Raw genomic sequence first — 26,877 nt, 5'->3', positions numbered from 1 at the left:
TTCAAAATACAATCTATAAGTGGAAACCATTCTTGATATAACCAACCTAACTAAAAGTTACGGCAGCGCCGGTAAAACCCTTACCGTACTCGATGATATAAATTTTTCAATTGAAACCGGCTCAAGTAATGCCATAGTAGGGCCCTCGGGCAGCGGAAAGACAACATTGTTAGGCCTCTGTGCGGGTCTCGACCGCTCAAGTGCCGGGAGTGTTGTACTTAACGGTATCAACTTAAATAATTTAAATGAAGACAAACGTGCGCAGGTGCGTAATCAATTTGTAGGCTTTATATTCCAAAACTTTCAGTTATTGCCTACACTAACGGCTTTAGAGAATGTGATGGTGCCTTTGGAGTTACGCGGCGAGCGCAATATTAAAGCACGCGCAATGGACTTGCTGGATAAGGTTGGATTATCGGGCCGTAGCCACCATTATCCAACGCAATTATCAGGCGGGGAGCAGCAGCGCGTTTCAATTGCGCGCGCTTTTTCCAATCAGCCTAAAATACTATTTGCCGATGAACCTACCGGTAACCTTGATACTGAAACTGGCGAAAAGGTAGAAAGATTACTCTTTGACCTTAACCGTGATGCAGGTACAACACTTGTTGTAGTTACACATGATTTGGAGCTTGCCGGTAAAACGCAACGCATATTACGTATTAAGGGAGGCAAATTAGTTGCTGACGATAAAACCAACAACCTACAATGAGCAAGCATAGTAATGATGTTGATTTGAGGCGTACGGTTAACTTTAAATGGCTGTTTACCATGGCCTGGCGCGATAGCAGGCGCAATCGCTCACGACTTCTTCTCTTTATATCATCAATCACTTTAGGTATAGCAGCTTTAGTTGCCATTTATTCTTTTGGCTACAATTTGCGTGCAGATATTGACAAGCAGGCGGCTACCCTGTTAGGAGCAGACTTGGTGATATCGGGTAACAAAGCTCCCGAAAAGGGTATACAAAAACTGCTTGATACTTTAGGTAGTGAGCGATCACAAGAGCGCAACTTTGCATCAATGGTTTACTTTGTGAAGAGTAACGCAACAAGGTTGGTACAAATACGTGCTTTACAGGGAGATTTTCCCTTCTATGGTACGATTGATGCAACACCTGAATCAGCATCAAAAGAGTTCAGAACAGGCAGATACGCGCTGGTTGATGCTTCTTTAATGGAGCAATACAAAGCAAGTTTGAACGACTCGTTAAAGATAGGGAAGACAGCATTTGCTATTAAAGGAGTTTTAAAACAGGCTCCCGGTCAAAGCGGACTTGCTGCAGGTGTGGCACCTGTTGTATATATACCGCTACAGTACCTTGATGAAACCGGACTTGTTGATAAAGGCAGCCGCATAGGCTATAGCTTTTATTACAAGTTTAATGATACCACTAATGTTGACGCACTTGCCGAAAAACTTGATAAGCAAAAGCTTGATAAAGCTAACCTGCGCTATGAAACCATACAAACCCGGAAAGAAAATACAGGGCGTGTATTTAGTGACCTGAATAAATTTCTTTCATTAGTTGGTTTTATTGCCCTGTTACTTGGTTGCATAGGGGTAGCAAGCGCTACACAAATTTATATACGCGAAAAAGTGGCGTCCATAGCGGTGTTGCGTTGCTTAGGGGTCAAGGCATCTGAGGCATTCCTAATATTTCTTATTCAAATTGCCTGCCTGGGCTTAATTGGTTCAATTATAGGTGCTGCACTAGGTACGCTTGTACAGCATTTATTGCCAATGGTGTTAAAGGACTTTATTCCTTTTGATATATCAGTGTCGGTATCCTGGCCGGCGTTAACCCAGGGCGTAGTATTAGGTGTAATTATATCAATACTGTTTGCACTGCTGCCTTTGGTAAGCATACGTAAAATATCGCCGCTAAATACGTTAAGGTCTGCTTTTGAATCGTCAGTTTCTAAGATTGATCCGTTACGGTGGGTTGTTTATATTTTAGTTTTAGCCTTTGTAGCGGTGTTTAGCTATCTGCAATTGGGCAACTGGCAGGGAAGTGCCGCCTTTACCGTAGCAGTTGTAGTTTCGTTTTTAATATTGGCTTTAATGGCGGTATTACTCATGCGCGTAATACGGCTTATTGTAAAGGCGTCGTGGAGTTACCTGGTGCGGCAGGGTTTTGCTAACTTATACAGGCCAAACAATCAAACCGTAATATTAATGGTATCAATTGGTTTAAGTACGGCGTTTATTTGCCTGCTAATATTTGTTCAGAGCCTTTTAATTAAGCAGGTAACACTATCTGCCAGCGGTAACCAGCCCAATATGGTACTTTTTGATATACAAACCCCACAGGAAAAAGGGGTGCTGGATATTACTAAGAAGTATAAGCTGCCTGTTATACAACAGGTGCCCATTGTTACCATACGTATTGATAACATAAACGGCAAAACAGCCGGTAGTTTACCAAAGGATAGCACTTACGATGATAAGAGGCGCGCCTTCGGTTATGAGTACCGCGTAACTTACCGTAATCAACTGATATCATCAGAGAAGATAGCGTCTGGAAAATGGACTGGTGAAGCTCCGGAAAAAGGTGATATTCCGGTTTCAGTAGATGAACGTATGGCTAACCGCCTTGATTTGAAGCTGAATGACAAAATTACCTTCAACGTTCAAGGTTCTTTAGTAAATACTTATGTAGCTAACCTGCGCAAGGTAAACTGGAATAAGGTGCAAACCAATTTCCAGGTTGTTTTCCCAACCGGTGTGTTGGAACAGGCGCCGCAATTTCATGTGTTGCTTACACATGTGCCCTCTGCTCAGGTATCAGCAAAATATCAAGGCGCGGTAGTAAAAGAATATCCAAACATATCAATTGTTGATTTAGGCCTGGTATTAACAGTGCTGGATGAAATATTGGATAAAATTGGATATGTTATACGTTTTATGAGCGGTTTCAGTATAGCAACCGGTGTGATAGTGCTAATTGCATCTGTACGGATAAGTAAGTATCAACGTATAAAGGAAAGTGTATTGCTGAGAACTTTAGGCGGCAGCCGCACACAAATTTTATGGATATCGGCATTAGAGTATTTTTTCCTGGGGGCCTTATCGGCTTTAACCGGAATTTTGCTGGCTATAGCAGGTGGATGGCTGCTGGCTAAATATACCTTTGAGGTGCCGTTTAATATAAGCCTGATGCCTGCTGCAATTTTACTTGCGTTAACTATTGGCCTTACAATTGTTATTGGATTGTTAAACAGCAGGGGAGTGCTTAACCGCCCTCCGCTTGAAATATTACGATCTGAGACATAAATAATATTTATCTATGAGCAAGCAAACGTTTGTTGCCTTACTAACTTCTTTAAGCCTTTTAAGCTTCACAGCCTGTGAAAGCGGCACTAGCACTAAACAGGCTGATACCACAGCCACTGCAGACAGTATGAATGATAGCGCGAAGAGCAAACCCACTAAAACAGTATTGTTTTTTGGCGACAGCTTAACTGCTGGCTACGGGTTGGATGATCCGGCTACGGATTCATATCCAAGCCTTATTCAGCAAAAGATAAACAGTGAAAAGTTGCCTTATACGGTCATCAATGCAGGTAATAGCGGTGAAACAAGCGCGGGCGGACGAACCAGAATTGATTGGGTTTTAAAGCAAAAGATAGATGTTTTTGTACTTGAATTAGGTGCCAATGATGGTTTGCGTGGCATGCCGGTAAGCGAAACAACCCGTAACCTGCAATTTATTATTGATAAGGTGAAGGCGAAATACCCCGAAGCTAAGTTGGTAATGGCAGGCATGCAAGTTCCGCCAAGTATGGGGGCCGATTATGCTAACAGATTTAAGGCTGTATTTACCAAATTGGCCGAGAAGAACAAGATGATCTTGATCCCTTTTTTACTGGAAGACGTAGGTGGAATAGCAAAACTTAATCAGGATGATGGCATTCACCCTAACCCCGATGGTGCTAAGATTGTTGCAGATAATGTTTGGAACGTCCTCAAAGACGTATTGTAATAAAATAAGGCTGAACAAATGCATTGTTCAGCCTTATTTTCGAGTGCTATTTTCTAAGCTTTATAATTGCAGTTACGGTAGCAGCAACAGCTAGGGTAATACCGCCCAGTAACGCATACCGCTTTAAGGTTCCTCGTGGTATATGTGGTTTAACGGTGTAAGGTTTCTCCGGGTAAGCCTCGTTTTTATTGTGCCCTTGCTGCTTAAGCGCCATTTGCAGTACTTGTGCAGTGTGCAGGGCCTCGCGGTCGGTGCCTTGTTCTATTTGCTCACGGCAGCTGAACCCGTCGGTTATAACCAGGGTTTCTTTTGCAGCTTCACGAACTGATGGAAGCAACACCTGCTCGCCTACGGCTAAGCCAACATCATAATGAGCACCTTCTTCGTAGCCAAAGTAACCAGCCATGCCACAGCAACCTGTTTTCAGATGCTCATAATCAAGACCGGTTTTGTCTAACGTTTTGCTATCAGCCTCAGTTTTCATAATAGCCTTGTGATGGCAGTGTGTGTGCACTATTGCCTTCTTATTTAACTGCGGTACTTTAAAATCGGGCGCGTACTTAACCAAAAACTCAGATATTGTAAACACCTGATTGCGCAAACGCTTGGCATCATCACGGTCTGGCAGTAGGCTGGTCATTTCGTCTCTGAATACAGCTACACAGCTTGGTTCCAGTCCAACAATAGGTATACCTTGCTTAATTTCCTCTTTTAGGCTGCTTAAAATATCTTTTAATAGTCGCTTGGCGGTGTCAAGCATACCAAAGTCATAGAGAGGCCTGCCGCAGCAAAGTATTTGCTTAGGCACAATCACTTTGAAACCTGCAGCCTCAAGTACATCCTTAGCGGCAACGAGTGTATCAGGTTTGAAGTAATTATTAAAGGTATCGGCCCATAAAATCACCTGGGTTTTGTTGATGTTTTTACGCGGTTGTTTATAAAACCAGTCTCTGAAATTGAATTTGGCAAACTGTGGTATGTCACGTTTCTGCGTAACCCCTGCCATTTTTTTTGCAATTTTTGCTGTGAACGGGTTGCTGGTAAAAAAGTTTGCAACCTCAGGTGCTAATGAGGCAAGGCGTGTCCACCAGTAAATCCAGCCAAAGGCATAAGCCGACCGTGGGCGCATTTTGCCCTCATAATAATGTGATAAAAACTCGGCTTTGTAAGTTGCCATATCCACGTTTACCGGGCAATCACTTTTACAGCCTTTACAAGCCAGACAAAGGTCAAGTGCTTCTTTAACCTCTTCGCTTTTCCAGCCTTTGGTAATCACATCGCCTTCCAGCATCTCAAATAATAGCCTTGAACGGCCACGGGTGGAATGCTGCTCTTCGCGTGTAGCCATAAAGCTCGGGCACATGGTGCCACCTTCGTGTTTACGGCATTCGCCTACGCCAACACACCGTATGGTGGCGTGGGCAAAGCTGCCACCATCTTCAGGAAAGCTGAAGTGCGTTTTTAGTTTAGGCGGATTATAGTCGGGGCCTAAGCGTAAATTGCTTGTTTGTCCGTATGGGTCAATCACCTTACCGGGGTTCATTTTCCACTCCGGATCCCATATCTCTTTAAACTCACGAAAAGCCTGCATAAGCTCTTCACCAAACATCATTTCTAAAAGGTCGGCACGTGATTGTCCGTCACCATGCTCTCCCGAGAGTGAACCGCCATATTTCAGCACAAGTTCCGTTGCCTCAACAGTAAAGTTGCGGTACTTCTCTAATCCTTCTTCTGATGAAAAGTCAAAGTTGATGCGTGTATGCATGCAACCATCGCCAAAGTGGCCGTAAAGAGCGCCGTCATATTGGTACTTATCCATCAGTTTATAAAAATCTTCGAGGTATGGGCCTACATGGTCTGGGTGTACTGCAGCGTCTTCCCAGCCTTCCCAGGTATCGGCCATGCCTGGTACAAATGCCGTAGCACCGAGGCCGGCTTTGCGTATTTCCCATATTTTTTGAGCCTGACCCAAATCATAAAATAACTGCATTTGAGGACAATCGCCCTCGGCCTCTAAACGCTTCATTACCTCAACCGCCTTGTTGTCGGCTTCTTGCTGGCTATGTCCGTCAAATTCAACCAGCAGCCATCCTTTGCCCGGGGGCAAAAGCGTTAAATCATCTACGCGCAAACCCTTCTTATGCATAAAGATGATCAGCTTATCATCAATTGCCTCAATAGCAATAGGCTTCATTTCGCGTATATGACTGGAGTGCTTCCCAGCTTCATAAATGGTGGGATAACCTAAAACCAGTAGTGCCCGATATTTGGGGCGGGGTATAAGATTAAGCGTAGCATCTAATATGGTTACGCACGTACCCTCGGTACCAACAAGTGCCCTCGCAACATTAAAGCCGTTTTCAGGTAAAAGCTCATCAATATTATAACCCGATACGCGCCTTGGAATATTTGGGAACCGTGCACGTATCAAATCTGCATATTTATCGCGTATGCCCTTTAATCGTTTATAGATATCACCTTTACGACCGCCCTCACTAATGATCTGTTCCAACTCTTCCTCAGTGGTAGGACCAACATCAAGTACCAACCCATCATAGGTAAGCACGGTGAGGCGCTCGGTATTATCAGACGTACGCGAACCCCGGCCGGCATTTTGAGCCATTATAGAGTGTGTACCACATGAGTTATTACCCAACATGCCGCCCAGCGCGCAATGATTATGCGTAGCCGGATCAGGACCAAATGTTATGCCCTCTTTTTCAGTTACTTTGCGTAACTCATCAAGTACGATACCTGACTCTACCTTGGCTTCCATTTTTTCTTTATCAACACTTAAAATGCTGTTAAAGTATTTGGTCATATCCATTACCACCGCAATGTTGCAGCACTGGCCTGCTAAGCTGGTGCCACCACCGCGAGATAATACAGGTGCTTTATATTTATTACAAATGGCAACAGTATTGATGATGTCTTCGCGCGTTTTGGGTAGAACAACGCCTATAGGAATTTGCCTGTAGTTGGAGCCATCGGTAGAATAAGTTGCACGGCTACCATTATCAAACCTTACTTCGCCGCTTACCACAGCCCGAAGCTCAATTTCGAGCATGTTAACATCTATTTTGGCTACATGGGCCTGTACGTCTTCAACTTTCATAATTATATACCAGCAATTTAGGTACGATGTAAGGATTAATTATAATTAGGTAACGCATTATACAATTATTTGTAGGTGCAAAAGCACTTGTTGAATAATTTATAATCGTTTAAAATAAGGCGTAGCAAGATTAGCTAAACAACAAAGCCGCTATTAACAAACTTAACAGCGGCTTTGTAAATAATATTGCTCGATCGACTACTTTTCGGCAATGTAGCCGTCATATGAGATAGAATTTTTGTTATTGCTAAGCACCTGCAGCGTTGCACGGCCGCTGGTTGTAACATCCAAAATCATGCGGTTAGTGTATCTTGCATCCTTCGGATTGATCGTAATAGTGGTATTTCCCTTTTTGCCAACTTTTGATCCGTATTCAAATTTTGTTGATGTAAACTGCACGCCATTATCGCTGTTGGTGCCATAAGGAACGGCCATGGTTGCACGCCCGAAATAAGGGAGGAACGCAATTACCGAATCTGGCTTTATACGTACGTCATAATTGTAGTTCAGGTAAATGTGGCCCGTTCCATCAGGCGAAAGGTTGAACATTCTGCCGTTAAGAGTAGTATACGGCCCGCCCAGCGGGTTTGCATATTCAGCTTTAAAAACAAAGCTTTTGCTATCAAGCAGTTGTTTAACCTCCTCTGCTTTCATGTCTTTATGTACATGCTTTGCTTTCTTTGTGCTGTCAGAATCCTGCGCTTCACTTGTAAAGGCAAAGCCAAGTGCAACGGTAAAAAAAATCAGATATTTTAAGGTTTTCATATGTGGTATATTATAAGTAACTGGTTAAATTATAAGCATATCCAAACAGTATTGTTTGATAATTGAAACGTTTAGACACAAAAAAAGCTGCCTGGTTTAAGAGGCAGCTTCCGTTTAGCTTATATTTTAAACAATATGTTAATGGTAAATAAATTCACCAAACTCTGATTTTACAGTTACTTGCTTTTTGCCTTCCTCAACACGACCTATAATTTGGGCTTCAATACCGAAGCTTTGAGAGATGTTGATAATGTCGGCAGCAATTTCTTCAGAAACGTAAACCTCCATACGATGACCCATATTGAATACCTTATACATTTCCTGCCACTCAGTGCCTGATTCCTGCTGTATAAGTTTAAACAGCGGCGGGATAGGAAACAGGTTATCTTTGATAACATGCACATCATCAACGAAGTGAAGTACCTTGGTTTGAGCACCGCCACTGCAATGTACCATGCCATCAATCTGGCTACGGTATTTATCTAAAATAGCTTTTATTACCGGTGCGTAAGTGCGGGTTGGAGATAGCACCAGTTTGCCGGCGGTAACAGTTTGCCCGTTACCAATATCAATTAAGTCGGTCAGGTTTTTTCCGCCCGAAAAAACAAGACTTTCCGGAACAGCAGGGTCAAAACTTTCAGGAAATTGTTGTGCTACGGTTTTGTTAAACACATCATGACGGGCAGAGGTCAAGCCGTTTGAGCCCATGCCGCCGTTGTACTCTTTTTCGTAAGTGGCCTTACCGTATGAAGCCATGCCCACAATCACATTACCGGGTTTAATGCGGTTTGATATTACATCATCGCGTTTTAAGCGGCAGGTAACGGTAGAGTCTACTATTACAGTACGTACCAAATCGCCCACATCGGCGGTTTCACCTCCTGTAGAGTAAATCCCTATGCCGTGACTGCGTAACTCTTCCAAAATTTCTTCGGTGCCGTTTATAATGGCGGCAATAACCTCGCCGGGTATAAGGTTTTTATTGCGGCCAATGGTAGATGACAGCAAGATGTTATCTGTAGCGCCAACGCAAAGCAAATCATCAAGATTCATGATAATGGCATCCTGCGCTATACCGCGCCAAACAGAAAGGTCGCCGGTTTGTTTCCAGTACACGTAAGCCAGTGATGACTTAGTGCCTGCACCATCGGCGTGCATAATATTACAGTACGCCGGGTCGTTGGTTAATATATCGGGTATTATTTTACAAAAAGCTTTAGGATAAAGGCCTTTATCAATGTTTTTGATAGCGGCGTGCACATCATCTTTAGAGGCTGATACCCCGCGCTGATCGTATCTTTGCTCAGAAATCATGGTCAAATATACGGCTTAGGGTTTTAAATTTTGTTACTTTGCTTACTTCGCATCCTTTAACTATGATAAAAAAGCTACTTGTTATTGTAAACCACTGGCGCACCCGGCAGCCATCGCAACGCAATTTTTTAATATACTGCAGTGTGCTGGTAGGGTTACTTGGTGGTTTGGCAGCGGTAGTTTTAAAGTTTTTGGTTCACTTTATGGAAGAGTTGAGCCGAAACCTGGCATCACAGGTGCCGTATCATTATAGCTACTTGCTACTGCCTGCCTTGGGCATACTAATAACCGTAGCTTACCAGCATTTTATAAACCGCGACAGGATGCAAAAGGGTATTGGTAACATACTTATGAACATTAAGCGGCATCAGGCTAATGTACCGCATGATAACGCTTACGCACATCTGGTAAGCAGTTCGCTAACTGTGGGTTTTGGTGGATCATCGGGTTTGGAGGCGCCAATTGTAGTCACCGGTGCAGCCATTGGTTCCAACGCCGGGCGATTTTTCAAATTAAGTACGTACGAAAAAACTGTTTTACTTGCAGCCGGTTCGGCAGCGGGCATTGCTGCCGTATTTAACAGCCCAATAGCAGGGGTGCTGTTTGCGTTAGAGATATTGATAGGGGAGATAACCATTCCAACCTTTATACCACTGCTTATAGCATCTGCTACAGGGGTTGTAGTAGCAAAGTTGCTTAATTCACAACAGCTGTTTCACCTGGTAACCGAGGGATGGCTAGTTAAGGCATTGCCATTTTATGCTATACTTGGGGTATTAAGTGGTTTGATTGCTGTGTACATTAATAAAGTTGGCCATGGTTTAGAGAAAGGAATACTACCTAAACTGAATAGATATACTCGTGCACTGGCCGGCGGGCTTATGTTAGGCGTGCTGATATTATTATTCCCTCCGCTTTTGGGCGAAGGTTATCATTACCTGCAGGCTATATTGAATGGCAACATTGATGTTTTAAAAGAAGAATCTTTATATGCCGATTGGTTATCTGAACCGTGGGTAATGCTGCTGTTTATTGCTGCACTTGTACTTATTAAAATTGTGGCGGCGGGTATAACATTGGGCTCTGGTGGTAACGGCGGTACATTTGCACCTACCATGTTTACGGGTGCATTTTTGGGCTTGCTATTAGCTTACGGTGTAAATCAAACAGGTTTAATACATTTAAACACCAGTAACTTTATAGCAGTTGGCATGGCCGGGGCTTTAAGCGGCGTGTTGCATGCTCCGTTAACAGCTATATTTTTGATTGCCGAAATAACTGGTGGATATATTTTGTTTATACCACTGATGATCGTCTCGGCTATATCATACATTATATCAAGGTTGTTTAACAAGCACAATGCTTACTGGCATACGCTTATACATGAAAAGGACATACACCCTGATCAGGATTTCAGTATGTTGAATACTATGAGGCTCGATTCGTTGGTTAACCGTCAATATGTAGCACTTAGGCGAGATATGCCGGTTGCCGAACTTTATAATATATTATCAGCAGGTACTGCAAATATTTTTGCTGTTTTAAATGATGATAAGGAGCTTGAGGGCGTAATATGGATGGACGAAATACGTAAGCAGTTATTCAAAGCCAATCAGCCCGATGCAAAAGTTGAAGATATAATGGTTGACCCACCAGCGCTGATCAGCTATAACCAGCCGGTAAGCAGCGTAATGAATGTATTTGACCATTTAGATGTATGGCAGTTGCCTGTTATCCGTAATGGTAAATTTATTGGCTTTGTATCAAAATCAGGATTACTTAATCAATACAGGCAGGTGTTTATCCAGCAACATAAAGATGCCGACTTATTTTCACGCTCTTAGTACATTATTTTAGCTCATCTCTTAATAGAGGTAAACTCATGCAATGGAAACCGCCTCTTGCGCGGGATAACTCTGATGATGGCATCAATATTAGTGTATCCCGCATCTCCTGCGGGTTTGTGGTTCCGTTTTCCATATCTTGAAGCAGTTCGGCTACTTTTACAATTTGGAAGCCGTTTTGCTTAAATGCATCTACCGTTTTGTCGTTACGATCATAACCTAATACCACACCCTCGCGCAATGCTAACAGGTTGCATGAGTCGGTCCATTGCTCACGTGCATCAAAAGGAAAAGTGTTATTGCCGGAGTATATAAACTTAGTTTTGGTATTGCTTTTTAAGTCGTTAACACTTACGTCGTCAAGTAAAATTTCAATACTATCAAAAGTGCGTGGTTTGCTTTTACCAATGGTAAATTGAACTATTTCAACTTTATCTTTTTGCTTTTTCTCTCCAAAATAATTGATGGGGTCTTGCGATTCTTTTTTGTTTTCGTTTTTTGCGAGTGAACCTAAAATTACCCAAGTGTCTCGTTTTACTTGTGTAAACACCGTATCAATGTGCATGTAATCGCGCTTATGCGGTATTTTAAGTATAGTTACCTTCTCAATCACTTTGTGATCGAATAATAACTTTAGGGCTTGTTGAGCTCCGCTAAGCGATGTGCGCTCACTGCAGCCTATAATGACGTGATTTGGGCTAACTACCATCACATCACCACCTTCTAATGTAGTTTTCTCATCCTGATCTTTGCCGGGGCGTAAAAAATGCTGAATGGAATCGGCTATCTCTAAAATGTTGTTGCGATGATTTTCAAAAATGGGATGATTAAACAAGATATATCTGGCAAGCAGTGTCTCGCGTGAGCGGGCTTTTTTAGCCGGTTTATTTATAAGTATATAGTTATTGATGGTAATGCCAATATCGCGCGAGAAAATGAGATTGGGTATGGGCGCAAATATCATATTGTCCTTATCAAGCGCACCCGAAATAAATATTTTTGCCAATTCAACAGGCGAAATTCCGTTTAATTTCTCCTGCAATCTGTAATTGCAGCTTTCAATAGCACAAACAGATGCAGTAAGCTTTTCACGAATCACACTGTCGTGAAGAATGTCAGCCAGCAGGGTTTGTATTTCTATAACTTTATCTGACGCGTAAAAGTCTTTGTGATCGGGTTTGTAAAAGGTCCGTTCGCTTTCCGCAGAATCAATTTGTGCAAGGCGGCCTTTTATTTTGCCGGCATCTAAAAAGTAAAGTAACAGTTTTATATAGTAGTCATACTCATTGCTGCGCATGGTATCCAAATGAACAATGTCTTCAAATAACCAATCTTGCGCCTTTGAAGGCACTACCTTACCCAAACCACTATCAGGACTGTGAATGAGTAATGCTTTAAGCGTTCCTATTTCAGAAGTGACATTGATATTTAGTTTGTTTGATACTAGTGCCATAAGTAATTGTAAGCTTCAAAGTTATTCAATATAATGAATTTAAATATAGGCATGAGGTTAAGCCAATTTAATTAATTTTGCGCGATGGACTTTATTACCAACGCCACCGTAAAAGCTGTTGAGCATTTATATAACGCAACTATAACCCTACAGGATGTAAACCTGCAACAAACCCGCAAAGAGTTTGAAGGGCAGATAACAATAGTAACCTTTCCCTTTACCAAAGTATCGCGCAAGGGTCCTGAGCAAACCGGCCAGGAAATTGGCGAGTACCTGCAAGCTAACGTACCCGAGGTAGCAGGATTTAACATTATTAAAGGTTTTTTGAATATTTCAATTGCTGATAGCTATTGGCTTAATGTATTCAAAGGAATATCTGAAGATAAAAACTTTGGAACGTTGCCGGCTAACGGTAAAAAGGTGATGGTGGAGTATTCATCTCCAAATACAAACAAGCCATTACACTTGGGACATGTGCGTAACAACTTGTTAGGTTACTCAGTAGCTGCAATATTACAGGCTGCAGGTTATGAGGTGATCAAAACCAATTTGGTTAATGATAGGGGTATACATATATGTAAGTCAATGTTAGCCTGGCAGTTATTTGGTGACGGTGAAACGCCGGAATCAACCGGAATGAAAGGTGATCATTTGGTAGGGAAGTACTATGTGGTTTTTGATAAAGAATATAAAAAGCAGATAGATCAGCTTAAAGAAGAAGGAAAAACTGAGGAAGAAGCGAAAAAGCAGGCACCACTTATTTTACAAGCTCAGCAAATGCTACAAAAATGGGAGGCGGGCGATGAAGAGGTAATTGAGCTTTGGAAGACCATGAATACCTGGGTTTATGATGGCTTCACCGAGACCTACAAAAAATTGGGCGTTGATTTTGATAAATACTATTACGAAAGCAATACCTATTTACTAGGTAAAGATATTATTGAGGAAGGACTTGCAAAAGGCGTGTTCTTTAAAAAAGAAGATGGCTCGGTATGGATTGATTTAACTGAAGACGGTCTTGACCAAAAATTAGTTCTTCGTGCCGACGGTACATCAGTATATATAACGCAGGATTTAGGCACTGCCCAACTCAAGTATGATGACTTTGGAATGGATGAGTCGATATATGTTGTAGGCAACGAGCAAGACTATCATTTTAAAGTGCTTTTCCTGATTCTGCAAAAGCTTGGCAAAGCCTGGGCAAACGGATTGTACCATCTTTCATACGGCATGGTTGATCTTCCATCCGGCAAAATGAAGTCAAGAGAAGGTACAGTGGTTGATGCTGATGACTTGATCGCCGAAATGGAGCGCACTGCTAAAGAGCAAACTGAAGCGCTAGGTAAAACAGGTGATTTGGCAGAAGCTGATAAGCAACACTTGTATTATATAATAGGTATGGGTGCTTTAAAATACTTCCTTTTAAAAGTTGATCCTAAAAAGCGTTTGTTATTTGACCCAAATGAGTCAGTTGATTTTCAAGGTCATACTGGTCCGTTTATTCAGTATACTCATGCACGGATAAAGTCGGTACTCAGTAAAATTCAGAATATTGGATCAGATATTTCGCTACCAGCCTCATTGCAAAACGAGGAAAGAGACCTTATTATTTTACAATCTCAGTTTACTGACGTGATTTTACAAGCTGCTAAGGAATATAATCCGTCTGCTGTTGCTAATTACGCTTATGAATTAGCTAAAACATATAATAAATTTTATCATGAGCATTCAGTATTACAAGCCGAATCTCAAAATTTAGTCTATTTCAGAGGTGGATTATCAAAAAAAACAGCACAAATTCTGTCAAAAAGTATGCAAATGTTAGGAATTGAGGTTCCAGAACGGATGTAATTTGAAAACTTCCTAATTTACCTAAGGTTTAGTATCACATTTTTATTACAATAGACTTTCTATTGTCAAATTTGAAAGCGGATAGTATTAACTATCCGCTTTTTTAATTAAATCTTTATGATTTGGATATTTACTTACACAAAATCGGCAGTCCGTGAGTAAAATGGGGTGTAAATTTCTACGATTTCCAAAAAAATGGACTTTTTTTAAAAATATCTTCAAAATTTCTATGATTTATCGAATCGAATTTATAATTTTCACTTTTGAAAACTATTTATTAACTCAAACAATTAACAAATGAAGAGAATTTTACTCAAATTCTTCTGGGTTTTGTTTGTCGTAAGCTCTATACAGGCTTATGCGCAAAATCAATCAATTTCCGGCAAAGTGACCGGAAATGATGACGGCTTACCTTTGGCAGGGGTGAGTGTAACCATCAAAGGCTCTAAGTTTGGAACTCAAACAGGTGCAGATGGTCGTTTTACCCTTCAAGTGCCTCAAAATGGTACACTTGTATTTTCTTTTCTTGGTTTTGCTACTAAAGAAGTAGCTGCGTCAAGCGGAATGAACGTTACCCTTTCGGCAGTTCCCAACCAACTGAGCGAAGTTGTTGTACTTCCATTCAGTACTGCTAAAAAGGATACTTACACTGGTTCCGCTGCTGCAATTGGAGCAAAAGATATAGGCAATCGTCCAGTATCAAATGCTTTGAATGCTATTGCCGGTATTACCCCAGGTGTGCAGGTATTGCCATCTTCAGGTGTTCCGGGCAGCACGCCAACCATCCGTATCCGCGGTGTTGGATCATTCAACTCTGGCAACGGCCCAATGTATGTAGTTGATGGTGTTCAGTATGAAGGTGCGATATCAAACATCAACCCTGAAGATATTGAGAACATGACCGTGTTGAAAGACGCAAGTGCTACTGCTTTATATGGTGCACGCGCTGCTAACGGTGTAATTATGATTACTACTAAAAGAGGTAAAAAAGGTACATCTCAGTTAAGCGTTAAAGCTACACAAGCTATTATTTCACGTGCCATTCCTGAGTATGACCGCTTAGATGCTTACCAATACTATCCTGTAGCCTGGGAAACTTACCGTAACAGTTTAGTTTACGCAGCAAGTAATCCTCTAACCCGCGACCAGGCAAATACTATCGCATCTGGTTTAGGAACTCGCAATGCAAACAACCTGCAAACATTAAATGGCCGTACTTATCAAGATATATCTCAGGTATTAGGTTCTTTAGTGTTAAGCGGAAGATATGCTGCAAGCAACAATCCTTTCAATGTTCCAAGTACACAACTTGTTGATGTTAACGGTGTTTTAAATCCTGCTGCTCAACTGCGTTATGATGATCTTGATTGGTTAAAAGCCACTCAAAGAACCAGTGACCGTAAAGACTACTCTGTAAACTATGGTTCAGGTACTGACAAAGGCGATTTCTTTTCTTCATTGGGTTACACCCAAGAAAACGGTTTTGCACGTAAATCTGATTTCAGAAGAATCACCGGTCGTATCAACGCAAATATTCAGCCGGTTAAATGGTTAAAAACAGGTGCTAACTTATCAGGCAACTTTACTGAGCAAAACTTAGTAGGTAGCGGTAGTACTTCATACGTTAACCCATTCTACTTCAGCCGTAATATTGCTCCTATCTATAATGTGTACGCCCATAACCCAACTACTGGCGAATACTTGCTTGACGGTACCGGTAAACGTATATATGATTTAGGTGGATTAACAGCTTTAGGTGTTCCAGGTCGTGCATCAGGTGCTAGCCCTGGACGTCACATTGTTCAAGAGACTGAATTGAATCAAGCCAATTTACGTCGTAACGTGTTAACTGCGCGTGCATATGCTGAGATAACTTTCTTAAAAGATTTCAAGTTCACACAAAACATTGCAGCCGATTACAGCAATTTGTATGACGACTCTTACGATAATGAAGTAGTAGGTGACGGTGCTCCTGCCGGTCGTGCTTTCAGAACACGTACGCTGAATACTACTTACAACTTATTCCAAACTTTAACCTATACTAAAAACATAAATAAGCATGGTATTACTGCTTTAATTGGTCATGAAAACTATTCAACTTTCGAAGATCAATTAACTGCAGGTCGTACAAACGTTGTTTTACCAGGCAACTCTGAATTAAATAACTTTACTACTACAGGTAACGTATCATCATATAAAGACAGGTTCCGTATTGAAGGTTACTTCTCTCGCTTTAATTATAACTATGATGATAAGTACTTATTAGAAGCCAGCGTTAGAAGAGATGGTCTTTCTAAACTTTCTTCTGAGAACCGTTGGGGTACCTTTGCATCATTTGGTGCCGGCTGGAGAATTGATCGTGAAGATTTCATGAGAGCAGTTAGCTGGGTTGATTTGTTAAAACTTCGTGGCAGCTGGGGTACAGTAGGTAACAAAGACATCCCTGGATTATATAGTTACCAAACCTTTTATAACCCTGCAAACAACGCTTTAGAGCCTGGCTTTATAGCAGCAACTACCTTAGGAAACGTTAACATCAAATGGGAAACTCAGCGCATGACTGATATTGGTCTTGAGTTTGGTTTATTCAAAAACAGGCTACAAGGTACATTTGAGTACTTTGACAGAGGTACAAACAACTTGGTGTTCCTTGTGCCGCTTCCAAGATCAAGCGGTTACCTTAACCAATATGATAACATTGGCCGTTTTTCAAACCGTGGTTTTGAGTTAAGCTTATCAGGAGATGTGGTTAGATCTAAAAACTTTAACTGGAATCTTAATACAAACTTTACCCGTTTGAAAAACAAAGTGTTAGAATTACCTAATGCTGCTCCAATTGTTGACGGTATTGTTCGTTTGGAAGAAGGAAGATCTCGCTATGATTTTTACACCCGTATTTATAAAGGTGTAGACCCTGCTGATGGTGCTGCTTTATATGTACCTAAACCAGGCACTGCTGCTGCTAATTTACGTACTGTTAACGGCGAAAGCGTAACTACCAGCCAAAGTGATGCTCTGTTAGATTACACTGGTGACTCTGCACTACCTGATCTTTCAGGTGCAGTAACTAACACGTTCACTTATAAAGATTTTACATTCTCTTTCTTGGTAAATTACCAATTAGGTGGTAAAATTTATGATACTAATTATGCAAGCTTGATGAGCGTTGGTAGCTACGGTGGTGGTATACACAAAGACGCGTTGAACAGCTGGCACAATCCTGGCGATATTACCAGCATCCCAAGGTTAGATCAGGCGAATGCTGCTAACTTGTATGCAGGTTCAAGCCGTTGGTTAACCAGTGCATCTTACTTATGGTTCAGAAATGCAACTATAACTTACAACTTACCTAAGTCACTTATCAGCAAAGTTGAGGTTAAAAATGCACGTATATTCTTCAGCGGCGAAAACCTTTATATGATAGGTTCACGTAAAGGCATGGACGCTTCGCAAACTGTTGGTGGTACTGTAACAAATGCTTACGTTCCACAACGTATTCTTAGTTTAGGTTTAAATGTTTCTTTATAATACAGAAGAAAATGAAAAAGAGATTTATATACAGTTTTTGTGCATTGATGGCTGCTTCTGCAATATTGCCTTCATGTAACAAAGAATTTTTAGATACAGCACCTACCGACCAGGTAGCTCCCGGGTTGTTGTTCACAACAACTAAAAATGCTATGTCGGCAATGAATGGTATCTATCGTGCCATGTATAGCCAGTACAGTAACCAGGATGAAGGTGGTGAAGGGTCGGTAATGATTGATATGGATATGATGGGAGAGGACCTTGTTAACACCAACGCCGGTAACGGTTGGTTTAACAGTGTTTACAGATGGATTACTCACCGGACCGTGAATGCAGGACAGGTAGACTTTGTTTACCGTTATCATTACCGCCTTATTGCTAATGCCAATAAAATATTAGACCAAATTGATGCAGCGACCGGTTCTGAAGCCGAGAAGCGTGTTATTAAAGGTGAGGCATTGGCAATGCGTGCTTATGCACACTTTAAGCTTGTGCAAATATTTGCTAAAAGGTGGAATGGTGATCAGAACACTGCTAACCCGCAATTGGGTGTGCCTTTGCTTATTACCCCTGATGTTGCAGCTCTTCCACGTTCAACCGTGTCACAAGTTTATGCGCAAATAAATACAGATTTAGATGCTGCCATTGGCTTTTTAACCGGAGCAACCGCGAGATCTACAAAATCACACATTAACCTGAACGTTGCGCAGGGTATCAAAGCTCGTGTAGCTTTAACTCAGGGTAACTACGCTGTAGCATCACAAATGGCTGTTGCTGCCCGTACCGGCTATCCGCTAATGTCAAATGCTGACTATTTAGCTGGCTTTAATAACTTAGCCAATCAAGAGTGGATTTGGGGTATTAATCACATTGCTGATCAAACTACCTTCTTTTATTCATTCTTTGCGTACATGTCGGTTAACTTTAACTCAACCAACATCCGTTCAAATCCAAAGGCTATTAATTCAGCATTGTATAATCAAATTTCAGCTACAGACGTAAGAAAGCAATTATGGGATCCAACGGCAGCTAACACATCTTACCCTGTTCCTCCAAGTGGATCACGCTATCCGTACATGAACCGTAAGTTTTTGGCTAACAGTGCAAGTAATAGCTGGGGAGATATGCCGTTTATGCGTTCAAGCGAGATGTACCTTATTGAAGCAGAAGCGCAAGCTCGTTTAGGCAATACCGCTGCAGCACGTACTGCTCTATTTACTGTTGCTAAACAAAGAGATGCAAGCTATGTAACGTCTGTAAATTCAGGTGATGCTTTAATCAACGAAATTCTTACTCAAAGACGTGTTGAGCTTTGGGGTGAAGGTTTCCGTTTCCTTGATCTTAAGCGCTTAAATTTACCTCTTAATCGTAACGGTGCAAACCATGACGGTACTTTAGCAGGTATATTCGAGGTTCCGGCAGGAGATGTGAGATGGGAATGGTTAATTCCACAAGCAGAGATTAACAATAATACTCTGGTTGAGCAAAACCCATAAACCGTTTTTTGTTTACAAAATGAAGGGCAATCTTTTTAAGATTGCCCTTCATCGTTTAGTCGAAATTGTTACGAGAACCTTTCGATTACTTAAATTCAATCAGTTTTATAGCCTCGTTAGAGATGTTTTGAATTAAAGGCGTATAGTAAACTTTCGCATCATCTACATGACTTAAAATTATACTTTCACTATCCTCATCTCTATCTCCGTTAAATATAATTCTGTTTACAGGTATACCCCTTGCCTTAAGAAGTTCTAGTGAGAGCAGCGTATGGTTAATGCTTCCTAAATAATGTTTAACTACCAAAATAACTTCTGCATTGAACTTTTGAATTAAATCAATAATAAAGTGTTTATTGTTTAATGGCACCATCAGCCCGCCGGCTCCTTCAATAATTAATTGATTTTCGGTTGCTGGCACAATTATTTTTTCAAGATCAATTTCTAGGCCATCTAACCGTGCCGATTTATGGGGCGAAAATGGTTGATTTAGCCGATATGCTTCTTCGTAAAATTTCGAAACTGGGTTTGATATTAGTGCCTTAACTTTCATGGTGTCACTGTTATCCAGGTCGCCTGATTGTATGGGTTTCCAGTAGTCAGCTTTCAGGTGTTCGACCAGTATGGCCGATACTACTGTTTTTCCAACATCGGTACCAATGCCGGTAACAAACAGCGGAGCTTTATTTTTCATTATGTAATTGTTGTATTAGTTGAACTAAAGTAGTCATCTCATGGCTGGTGTTGTAAGAATGCAGGCATATCCGTAATCTTTCAGTGCCGGCCTTTACAGTAGGACTCAAAATAGGCCGTACGTCAAAACCGCTTTGCTGAATTAACTCAGCCATTCGCCTCGTGGCATCATTGCCACCGATGACTATTGTTTTGATTGCGCTTTCAGTCAGGTTCTGACTGGGATCTTCTTGGTTAATAAGATCGTTATACAGCGCAATATTCTTCTGCAATTTCAAAAACTCGTCACTGTTTAAATCCAGCATCTTATAGGCCATTTTAATTGCTGCCAGCTGATGAAATGATGCTGCGGTTGTATAGATGAAAGACCTTGCAAAATTGACGAGGTAACGTTTTAAAACAGCGTCTCCAAGTACTGCTGCTCCATGACAGCCCATAGCCTTTCCAAAAGTTATCACTCGTGCAAAAATTGCTGTTTCGAGACCCAAATTTGATATTAAGCCTTTACCGAAAACGCCAATTGCGTGCGCTTCGTCCACTATTACTTCGGCCTTATACGTTTCTGCAAGCTCACATAGTTGTTTTAATGGAGCGATATCCCCATCCATTGAATACACACTTTCAACTACAATAAAGATGGTGCCTTTTGCTTTACTGAGCTTTCTTTCAAGATCATGAATATCATTGTGACTGAACGAAAGCCTGTCGGCATGGCTAAGCCTTACACCATCTATGATTGATGCGTGTGCAAGCTCATCATGTATTACGGTATCGCCACGCTGTGGTACTGAGGACAGGAGCCCAAGATTGGCGTCATAACCTGAATTGAAAAGCAAAGCGGAATGAGCATTATGATAGTCAGCAATCATGAGCTCAAGTTCTTCGGAATACGTTGTATTGCCCGATAGTAGTCTGGAGCCTGATGAACCGTTTAAGTGATTTGGGTGGGCGATAAGTTCATCTGCTATAAGCTGTTTTAGTTGAGGTGATCTTGCAAAACCAAGGTAGTCATTTGAAGAAAAATCAATCAAATGACTTTCAGCTTTTAGCTCTCTGTATGATTGATTTTCAATCCGCTGCTGTAATTTTTTCTCGATGTAAGCGTTTGCTCCCAATGGCTTTGATTTTATACAAAAATAAAAAAAGCGGCTAAGTGCCGCTTTTTTTTAAAATTACTTTTGTGCCGGGGGAGGGTTGCCACCGCCCTGGCGCATTCTGCTTGCTCTTTCAGCCTGCCATTTTTCAAAGGCTGCTTTCTGATCGGCAGTTAATACCTCTTTAATCTTAACGTTAGATGCTTCCATCATTGGGCGCCATGCCTGCATCATAGCCTGGCGGTCACCGTTGGTAGCCGTCATTAGGCTATCACGTTTTTTTGCCTGCACTTCGTAAATTGCTTTAATTTTTGCGGTTTGCGCATCATCAAGCTTAAGCTGTGCTTGTAAACGTTTAGCTTGTTCTTCCGGATTGCCACCCATTCTGCCTCCGCCACCTTGGGCAAAGCTTACAGCGCTAATTCCAAGTAGGAAAAAGCACATCAAAAAGATCTTTTTCATTTTAAGTTTGTTTAGTTTTTTGATAAAGATATTGGCTATGAGTTTAATAACAAGCCTGTAACTTAATTGTTGCTTTGCAAACGTGAAATGGATTTTTGCATTTCGGCCATCATGCTGGTCAGGTTTTCAATGCTGGGCTCAGGTGTAGGCATGGGCAAATGTGTAGATAGAAATGCTTTTGCTTTCCATATCTCTAAAATGTCTTCTCCGCCAATTTCATATGGCTCGTAAGCCGGGTTATCAGACAGTAACTTTAGCTTTTTGTTGTCGCGGTATTTGTTGCCAATGCGTTTATAAACCACGCCTTCATTTTTTGATAATACAACATAGGTTTCACCAGCTTTTATATCTGCCCAGTTTTCAACATATTCACCTATAATTACAGTGCCTGATACCAAGGGCAGCATCGAGTCGCCTTTTATTTCAAATGCACGGTAAGTACCTTGTTTAAACATAGGTAAATACAGCTTCGGTAAATTTGATACGTACTCCGGATCTGCGTAGCCATTAAGGTAACCCGCGCTGGCTTTAACCGGTACCATCTCAATATTCTCATTTTCATCCTTATCAACTGTAATACTTAAAACGCGCAGGTTAGCCGGATTGCCCTTTGGCTTTGGTGCCCATTTTTCGTTAATAGTTTCATTGATAAAATCATCTACGCTGACTTCAAAATACAATGCTATTTTTTTTAGTAAATCATATTTGGGGTCGGCACGGTCTTCCTCGTAGGCACCAACCAGGGAGCGTTTAATGCCAATTTCGTCGGCAAATTGCTGTTGGGTAAGACCTTTCTTCTTTCTAAGGAATTTAATATTGGATGAAATTATTGACATAAAATTTGGAAATACTAAATTTGTTAGTAAATTTATGCTCATAAAATTAGTAACAAATTTCTATTTAGCAAAATATATTATCAAATGAAACACTTCATCTATATCCTTACTGATAGGAATCGCAATAATCTTCATGTTGGGTTATGCACCGATATATTAAAAACAATTAAATTTTATGATGAGATGCCAACGCTTTTTTTTGACAAGGCGCAGCAATTAAATCGATTAGTATATTTTGAAGAGATTAACACAGAAGAGCAGGCAATGGAACGCTTTAAGCTTTTAAGCACATTCACCCGCGCGCAAAAAGAAAAGATGATAAGAGCAGTAAACCCCGATTGGATTGATTTAACTATTGGTTTACAAATGGAAAACACCAGAGTGAGACCTTTGCTAAGACCATCTCTTGCTGCCAGAAGGCGTGCTTTTGCTGTATAATACAGCTACAATATAAATTAAGGGCCACTATAAAGCCCGGTCTTGAGGGATAAGGCATTTGCTTAACGTATGCATAATGCCGTTACTTTCTTCAATGTCGAACAAACTAATTACGCTTTTGCCGCCGGAGTTGTCGGTCAAAATAAGGTTTCGGTTTTCGTTTATGGTAGCTGTTAATTTACTGCCTGCAAGCGTTAAAATTGTAGCCGTGCCCTGCGTATCTTTTATAAGTTTTATCAGGTCTTTACTTGTGTAACGGCCGGGTAATATATGATAGCTTAAAAGGTTTACCAGTTCATATTTGTGAGCTGGCTTCAACAATGTATCTAACCGGGCTGCAAGTTGTTGCTTCAAAGCACTATCGGCCGGTAGCAGCAGGGTAAGAGGCCCACGGCTTTTTAAGGTTCCGTACATCCCTGATACTCTTAGCGCATTTAAAAAAATTGCGTTTGATTTTGATGCTGTTAAATTTTCTATGAAATCCATAGCCTTATTAACAGGCTCCCCATTAACCATTATCACTTTTCCTTCAGCAGCGCTTGCCCTTACCGAGTCCTGGTATGAAGAGCCGCGCGTGGGTATGGTTTGCGCTGAGGCAGCAACCGATAGTATAGTAGCTATAAGCAGTAGTAAGTATTTCATAGTGTAGGTATTTATATTACTGATTGCTATAAAATTTGTTTTGTAAAAAAAAGCGACCCTAAGACCGCTTTCAAAGTTATAATTTAAGCATGATTACCAGCCGGGGGTAAAGTTAAGGCCAAACACCGGTTTTTTAACATCGGTACGGTTGAATGGAATTGCATAGTACGGTTCTAATATAAGCGCACCAAAGAGGTTCACTCTTAATGATACACCAGCACTTAACGCCGGAACCCGTTGGTTGGTGTTGTAAACCCCATCAAGGATAGGTTTTCCTTCACTGTCTAACACCGGTCTGTTGTTATCATCAACACGGGGCTGGTAATATAATAAGTCAGGTGCTTTTTGAAATTTAATGGTGTTGCCGCTGTTCCAGGCTAAACCTGCGTCAAAAAACAGGTTCAACTCGCTAAATAAAAACTTCGATTTAATTGCCGATAGCTTTTCAGGACCAGTGAACGGTAACCTGATTTCAAAGTTGAACACCGCTACTCTTGATCCTGATAACTGATCAATAGTAAACCCATTTGATCCTTGTGTGGCGTTGTTGTAAAACGTTTGACTTTCATAACCTCTTATAAGGAAAGGGTAACCAATGTAGTATGGGTATAAGCCGGTTTCCTGCCCAAAGCGTCCGAATGAATTGAAGCGTGCTGCCAGTGTTATAGGCTTTAAGCGCTCATACTTACGCAAGTCAATCGTTGGAGAAAAAAAGCGGTACGAGCCTACGTTATATTCAGCCTGTAGGCGATACCTGAAGCCGCTTAATGGCGATGCAATGCCAAAATATGAATTGTCGCCAACTAAAGCCGCGCTTATTTGGGCTAGTGAAAACGACCGCAAGTATCCTACATTGTTATACTGATCATTGTTATAATCATCTAATGATACGCGTCTGCGCCTGTCGCGGTAGATGCCACCACCATCTGGATAGTAAGTGCTAAAGCGATGAACCATGTAAGAGTTATGCGAAAAGCCACCACCAAATTCGGCACGTGTAGTTTTTGAAAATGGATAAGCTGTAAACGCGCTTACCTGATCCTGAAATATGCGTATAATGTCAAACCGTTCTTCAACAGCGTCAACAGTCACGTCCTGTCCTGAGTTATTCTGGTAAGTGAACTTACTTGGTACAATGTTATAAGTTGCAAGCTGGTAGGGTATGTGCGACAAGCCAAAGCCAAAGTTCCAGCGGCCTGTTTGCTTAATGTATAGCGCCTGTGCACCAAAGTCATATATTTCACCATTAACAGATGCGCCTGCATATATTTGGTTTCTGCCCAATATATCACTAAATATGCCCTGTATGCCGCTTGATAAACCTGCACCATAACTGCCTGCACCACCTATGCCCACACCAACACCAACACCGCTGCTGGCCAGGTAATCGAGTTTAAATTGCGGGCGATACGGAACGTTTTGTATAGAGTCAATAGCAATACGCTGGTACGACAAGAAATTGTTAAGGTTGGAGTTTATCAAATCAACACCAACGGCACGCGGTGGTGGCAATAGTGCTGCTTCAAAATTAGTTTCATTGGCAGCAACGGTTTTTACATTTTTAAAGTCGCTGGCCTTTGCGTTATAAAGGGTATACTTTTGCGCACGATAATAGGAGTACAATACATCATCATTTGCAGATACGCTTAAAGCAGGTGAAAATTCGGTTATGCCTGATATACCGGTGAACAAATGAGTCATTTGCTCAACATTTCCGGTGGCTGATGTTAGCCTGTAAAGGTTGCGGAATCCATCTCGGTTAGAGAGAAAATAAATTTGTTTCCCATCGCCCGAGTATTGCGGATTCATGTTGTTGGCACCATCAAAAATTTTAAGATCAGAAACTTTGCGTGATGCCAAGTCGAGCTCGGCCAGGTTAAAAGTTATGGCTTGCGTTGTTGAAACATCATAAGTGGTGCGATCGCTGGTGAAAATTATCTTCTTACCATCGCGCGAAAATGCTGGCTGATAATCTGAAAACTTATCGTTGGTTAGCTGTGTAACTTCTTTACTGTTGAAGTTATACATATACAAATCACTCTGCCCATTAGCAAGACCCTGAAAGGCTATTAAATTACCATCAGGCGACCAGGTAAGGTTACTGAATTGACCCACACGCCCCATTGAAATATTTTGAAGAACTTTTCCGCTTGGTACCGATACAACAAGCATACGGTTTCTTCCACCGCTGAAAACGCTGAACGCAAACTTTTTACCATCAGGCGACCACGTTCCTGCCGATTCGATAAAGTTGAATTCATCTATATGCGTATTAGACGTTTTGCTGGTGAGTCGCCGTATAATTTTACCGGTTTTAGCGTCGGCCAGAAATAAATCAATCGAAAACAAATCTTTTTCAGAAAGGAACGTCATGTACTTTCCATCAGGACTAACCGATGGCGCGACGTTCATTTCACCAGAATTTTTGTTGTCAATCACCTTCGTTCCGGCCAAAAACTGTGTTGTATCTTTCAAATATGGCTTGTACATATTTACTATGGAGTTTTTCCATAAGTTAGATAGTGTTTTATCATCATATCCAAACGTACGCCGTATACCATACTCCAACCCAAAACGGGCAACATTTTTGAAAAAAGGAACGATAATGGTATCGCCATAGGTTGAACCTAAATATGACCAAAAAGCTTCACCATATCTATATGGAAAATACTTGCCGCTTTCCGTCAAATCGCGTATGGTAGGTATGTCGTTATTCAAGTAGGCATCGCGCATCCACATTGCTGTATATGCATCCTTTTTACCTAACGATAAATACTCAGCCATACCTTCAATCATCCATAGTGGCAGGTTGTTAATATTGTTTTGGCCGGTTGTGTCACTCTCCAAAAGTATGTGGTACTGAAATGCGTGTACCAACTCATGGCCCAATACATGGCGGGTAGTGTGGTTGGTCTCCATAATAGGCATAACCACACGGTTTTTTAATCCTTCGGTAACACCGCCTGTACCTACTCCTATATCACCATCAATAGCCGTTGTTTGTTGAAAATCGGGATGGTCGGCATATAATATAATAGGGTTAGGGCGTTTGAAGGTATCTCTGAAAACCTGTTGATGCAGGGTATACCATAGCTCACTTTCCTGCGCAAAACGCTTGAGCAAGCTATCGTTTTTCATGTAGTAGTAAATTTCAAAGTGGGGAGTTTTGAATACTTTGAACTTCAAATTTTTATATCGAACCTTATTTTGCCCAAAATACTGAGCCTGGGCCGGTTGGCTCATGAACACAATACTCAGAACGAAAACAAGCAGAAGGCAAACCTTTTTAACTTTGCTTACCACAAAGTATAATTTACTCATATACAACGGTTATAACTGTAAAAGAACAGGTTAAATTTAT

The 26,877-nt window shown here is 41.3% G+C and carries 18 protein-coding genes; 8 read left to right on the top strand and 10 right to left on the bottom strand.

What is annotated here, in order from left to right; genetic code table 11:
• Positions 1-19 precede the first annotated feature (19 nt).
• Genes GO816_RS18320 through GO816_RS18310 form a run of 3 tightly spaced genes read left to right on the top strand, consistent with a single transcriptional unit; the run spans position 20 to position 3,985 of the window.
• Positions 20-712, top strand: coding sequence for an ABC transporter ATP-binding protein (locus tag GO816_RS18320; RefSeq protein ID WP_317163665.1), 693 nt, complete (start codon positions 20-22; stop codon positions 710-712).
• A complete protein-coding gene (locus tag GO816_RS18315; RefSeq protein WP_198171574.1) occupies positions 709-3,276 on the top strand; it encodes an ABC transporter permease in 2,568 nt (855 codons plus the stop codon). The genes GO816_RS18320 and GO816_RS18315 overlap by 4 nt, the downstream gene beginning before the upstream one ends.
• Positions 3,277-3,289: 13 nt before the next feature.
• Complete coding sequence (locus GO816_RS18310; protein WP_157543406.1) at positions 3,290-3,985, top strand: arylesterase; 696 nt, start codon at positions 3,290-3,292, stop codon at positions 3,983-3,985.
• A gap of 46 nt (positions 3,986-4,031) precedes the next feature.
• Here the strand turns inward: GO816_RS18310 and GO816_RS18305 are convergent, their stop codons facing one another.
• The 3 genes from GO816_RS18305 to GO816_RS18295 all read right to left on the bottom strand — a co-directional run bounded on the left by GO816_RS18305 (position 4,032) and on the right by GO816_RS18295 (position 9,179).
• Entirely contained in the window at positions 4,032-7,100 is a 3,069-nt protein-coding gene (locus GO816_RS18305) for an FAD-binding and (Fe-S)-binding domain-containing protein (RefSeq protein ID WP_157543405.1), read from the bottom strand.
• A 198-nt stretch (positions 7,101-7,298) separates the two neighbouring features.
• Positions 7,299-7,865 carry a DUF4251 domain-containing protein gene (locus tag GO816_RS18300; RefSeq protein WP_157543404.1) on the bottom strand — a complete coding sequence of 189 codons (567 nt, stop codon included), beginning with the start codon at positions 7,863-7,865 and terminating at the stop codon, positions 7,299-7,301.
• A gap of 138 nt (positions 7,866-8,003) precedes the next feature.
• Complete coding sequence (locus tag GO816_RS18295; protein WP_157543475.1) at positions 8,004-9,179, bottom strand: AIR synthase related protein; 1,176 nt, start codon at positions 9,177-9,179, stop codon at positions 8,004-8,006.
• A gap of 62 nt (positions 9,180-9,241) precedes the next feature.
• Here GO816_RS18295 and GO816_RS18290 point away from each other — a divergent pair, with 62 nt between their 5' ends.
• Entirely contained in the window at positions 9,242-11,023 is a 1,782-nt protein-coding gene (locus GO816_RS18290; protein WP_157543403.1) for a chloride channel protein, read from the top strand.
• Positions 11,024-11,027: 4 nt separating this feature from the next.
• On the opposite strand, the gene GO816_RS18285 is transcribed toward GO816_RS18290, so the two are convergent.
• Positions 11,028-12,476: an arginine deiminase family protein gene (locus GO816_RS18285; protein WP_157543402.1), complete on the bottom strand. Its 1,449-nt coding sequence runs from the start codon at positions 12,474-12,476 to the stop codon at positions 11,028-11,030.
• 84 nt (positions 12,477-12,560) lie between these two features.
• Here GO816_RS18285 and argS point away from each other — a divergent pair, with 84 nt between their 5' ends.
• From argS to GO816_RS18270, 3 genes are all read left to right on the top strand, one after another.
• A complete protein-coding gene (gene argS, locus GO816_RS18280) occupies positions 12,561-14,327 on the top strand; it encodes an arginine--tRNA ligase (RefSeq protein WP_157543401.1) in 1,767 nt (588 codons plus the stop codon).
• Positions 14,328-14,624: 297 nt separating this feature from the next.
• Positions 14,625-17,855: a SusC/RagA family TonB-linked outer membrane protein gene (locus GO816_RS18275; RefSeq protein WP_157543400.1), complete on the top strand. Its 3,231-nt coding sequence runs from the start codon at positions 14,625-14,627 to the stop codon at positions 17,853-17,855.
• Positions 17,856-17,866: 11 nt separating this feature from the next.
• The gene (locus GO816_RS18270; RefSeq protein ID WP_157543399.1) at positions 17,867-19,351 is read left to right on the top strand and encodes a RagB/SusD family nutrient uptake outer membrane protein; all 1,485 of its coding nucleotides are present in this window, start codon (positions 17,867-17,869) and stop codon (positions 19,349-19,351) included.
• A gap of 85 nt (positions 19,352-19,436) precedes the next feature.
• On the opposite strand, the gene bioD is transcribed toward GO816_RS18270, so the two are convergent.
• From bioD to GO816_RS18250, 4 genes are all read right to left on the bottom strand, one after another.
• Positions 19,437-20,045: a dethiobiotin synthase gene (gene bioD, locus GO816_RS18265; RefSeq protein WP_157543398.1), complete on the bottom strand. Its 609-nt coding sequence runs from the start codon at positions 20,043-20,045 to the stop codon at positions 19,437-19,439.
• Entirely contained in the window at positions 20,035-21,159 is a 1,125-nt protein-coding gene (locus GO816_RS18260; protein ID WP_157543397.1) for an aminotransferase class I/II-fold pyridoxal phosphate-dependent enzyme, read from the bottom strand. The genes bioD and GO816_RS18260 overlap by 11 nt, the downstream gene beginning before the upstream one ends.
• A 57-nt stretch (positions 21,160-21,216) precedes the next feature.
• Complete coding sequence (locus GO816_RS18255; protein ID WP_157543396.1) at positions 21,217-21,600, bottom strand: hypothetical protein; 384 nt, start codon at positions 21,598-21,600, stop codon at positions 21,217-21,219.
• A 62-nt stretch (positions 21,601-21,662) separates the two neighbouring features.
• A complete protein-coding gene (locus GO816_RS18250; protein ID WP_157543395.1) occupies positions 21,663-22,436 on the bottom strand; it encodes an XRE family transcriptional regulator in 774 nt (257 codons plus the stop codon).
• Between the two features lie 84 nt (positions 22,437-22,520).
• Between GO816_RS18250 and GO816_RS18245 the strand changes: the two genes are divergently transcribed.
• Positions 22,521-22,874, top strand: coding sequence for a GIY-YIG nuclease family protein (locus GO816_RS18245; RefSeq protein WP_157543394.1), 354 nt, complete (start codon positions 22,521-22,523; stop codon positions 22,872-22,874).
• A gap of 27 nt (positions 22,875-22,901) precedes the next feature.
• On the opposite strand, the gene GO816_RS18240 is transcribed toward GO816_RS18245, so the two are convergent.
• Together GO816_RS18240 and GO816_RS18235 are read right to left on the bottom strand one after the other, a co-directional pair.
• On the bottom strand, positions 22,902-23,516 hold the full coding sequence (locus GO816_RS18240) for a fasciclin domain-containing protein (protein WP_157543393.1): 615 nt from the start codon (positions 23,514-23,516) through the stop codon (positions 22,902-22,904).
• Positions 23,517-23,609: 93 nt separating this feature from the next.
• Complete coding sequence (locus GO816_RS18235; protein WP_157543392.1) at positions 23,610-26,837, bottom strand: DPP IV N-terminal domain-containing protein; 3,228 nt, start codon at positions 26,835-26,837, stop codon at positions 23,610-23,612.
• Between the last annotated feature and the right edge of the window lie 40 nt (positions 26,838-26,877).

Origin of the sequence: Mucilaginibacter aquatilis (assembly GCF_009755275.1) — a bacterium.
GTDB classification, from domain to species: Bacteria; Bacteroidota; Bacteroidia; order Sphingobacteriales; family Sphingobacteriaceae; genus Mucilaginibacter; species Mucilaginibacter aquatilis.
The sequence above is the reverse complement of the archived record's forward strand: the minus strand, read 5'-3'. Positions and strand labels throughout refer to the sequence as shown.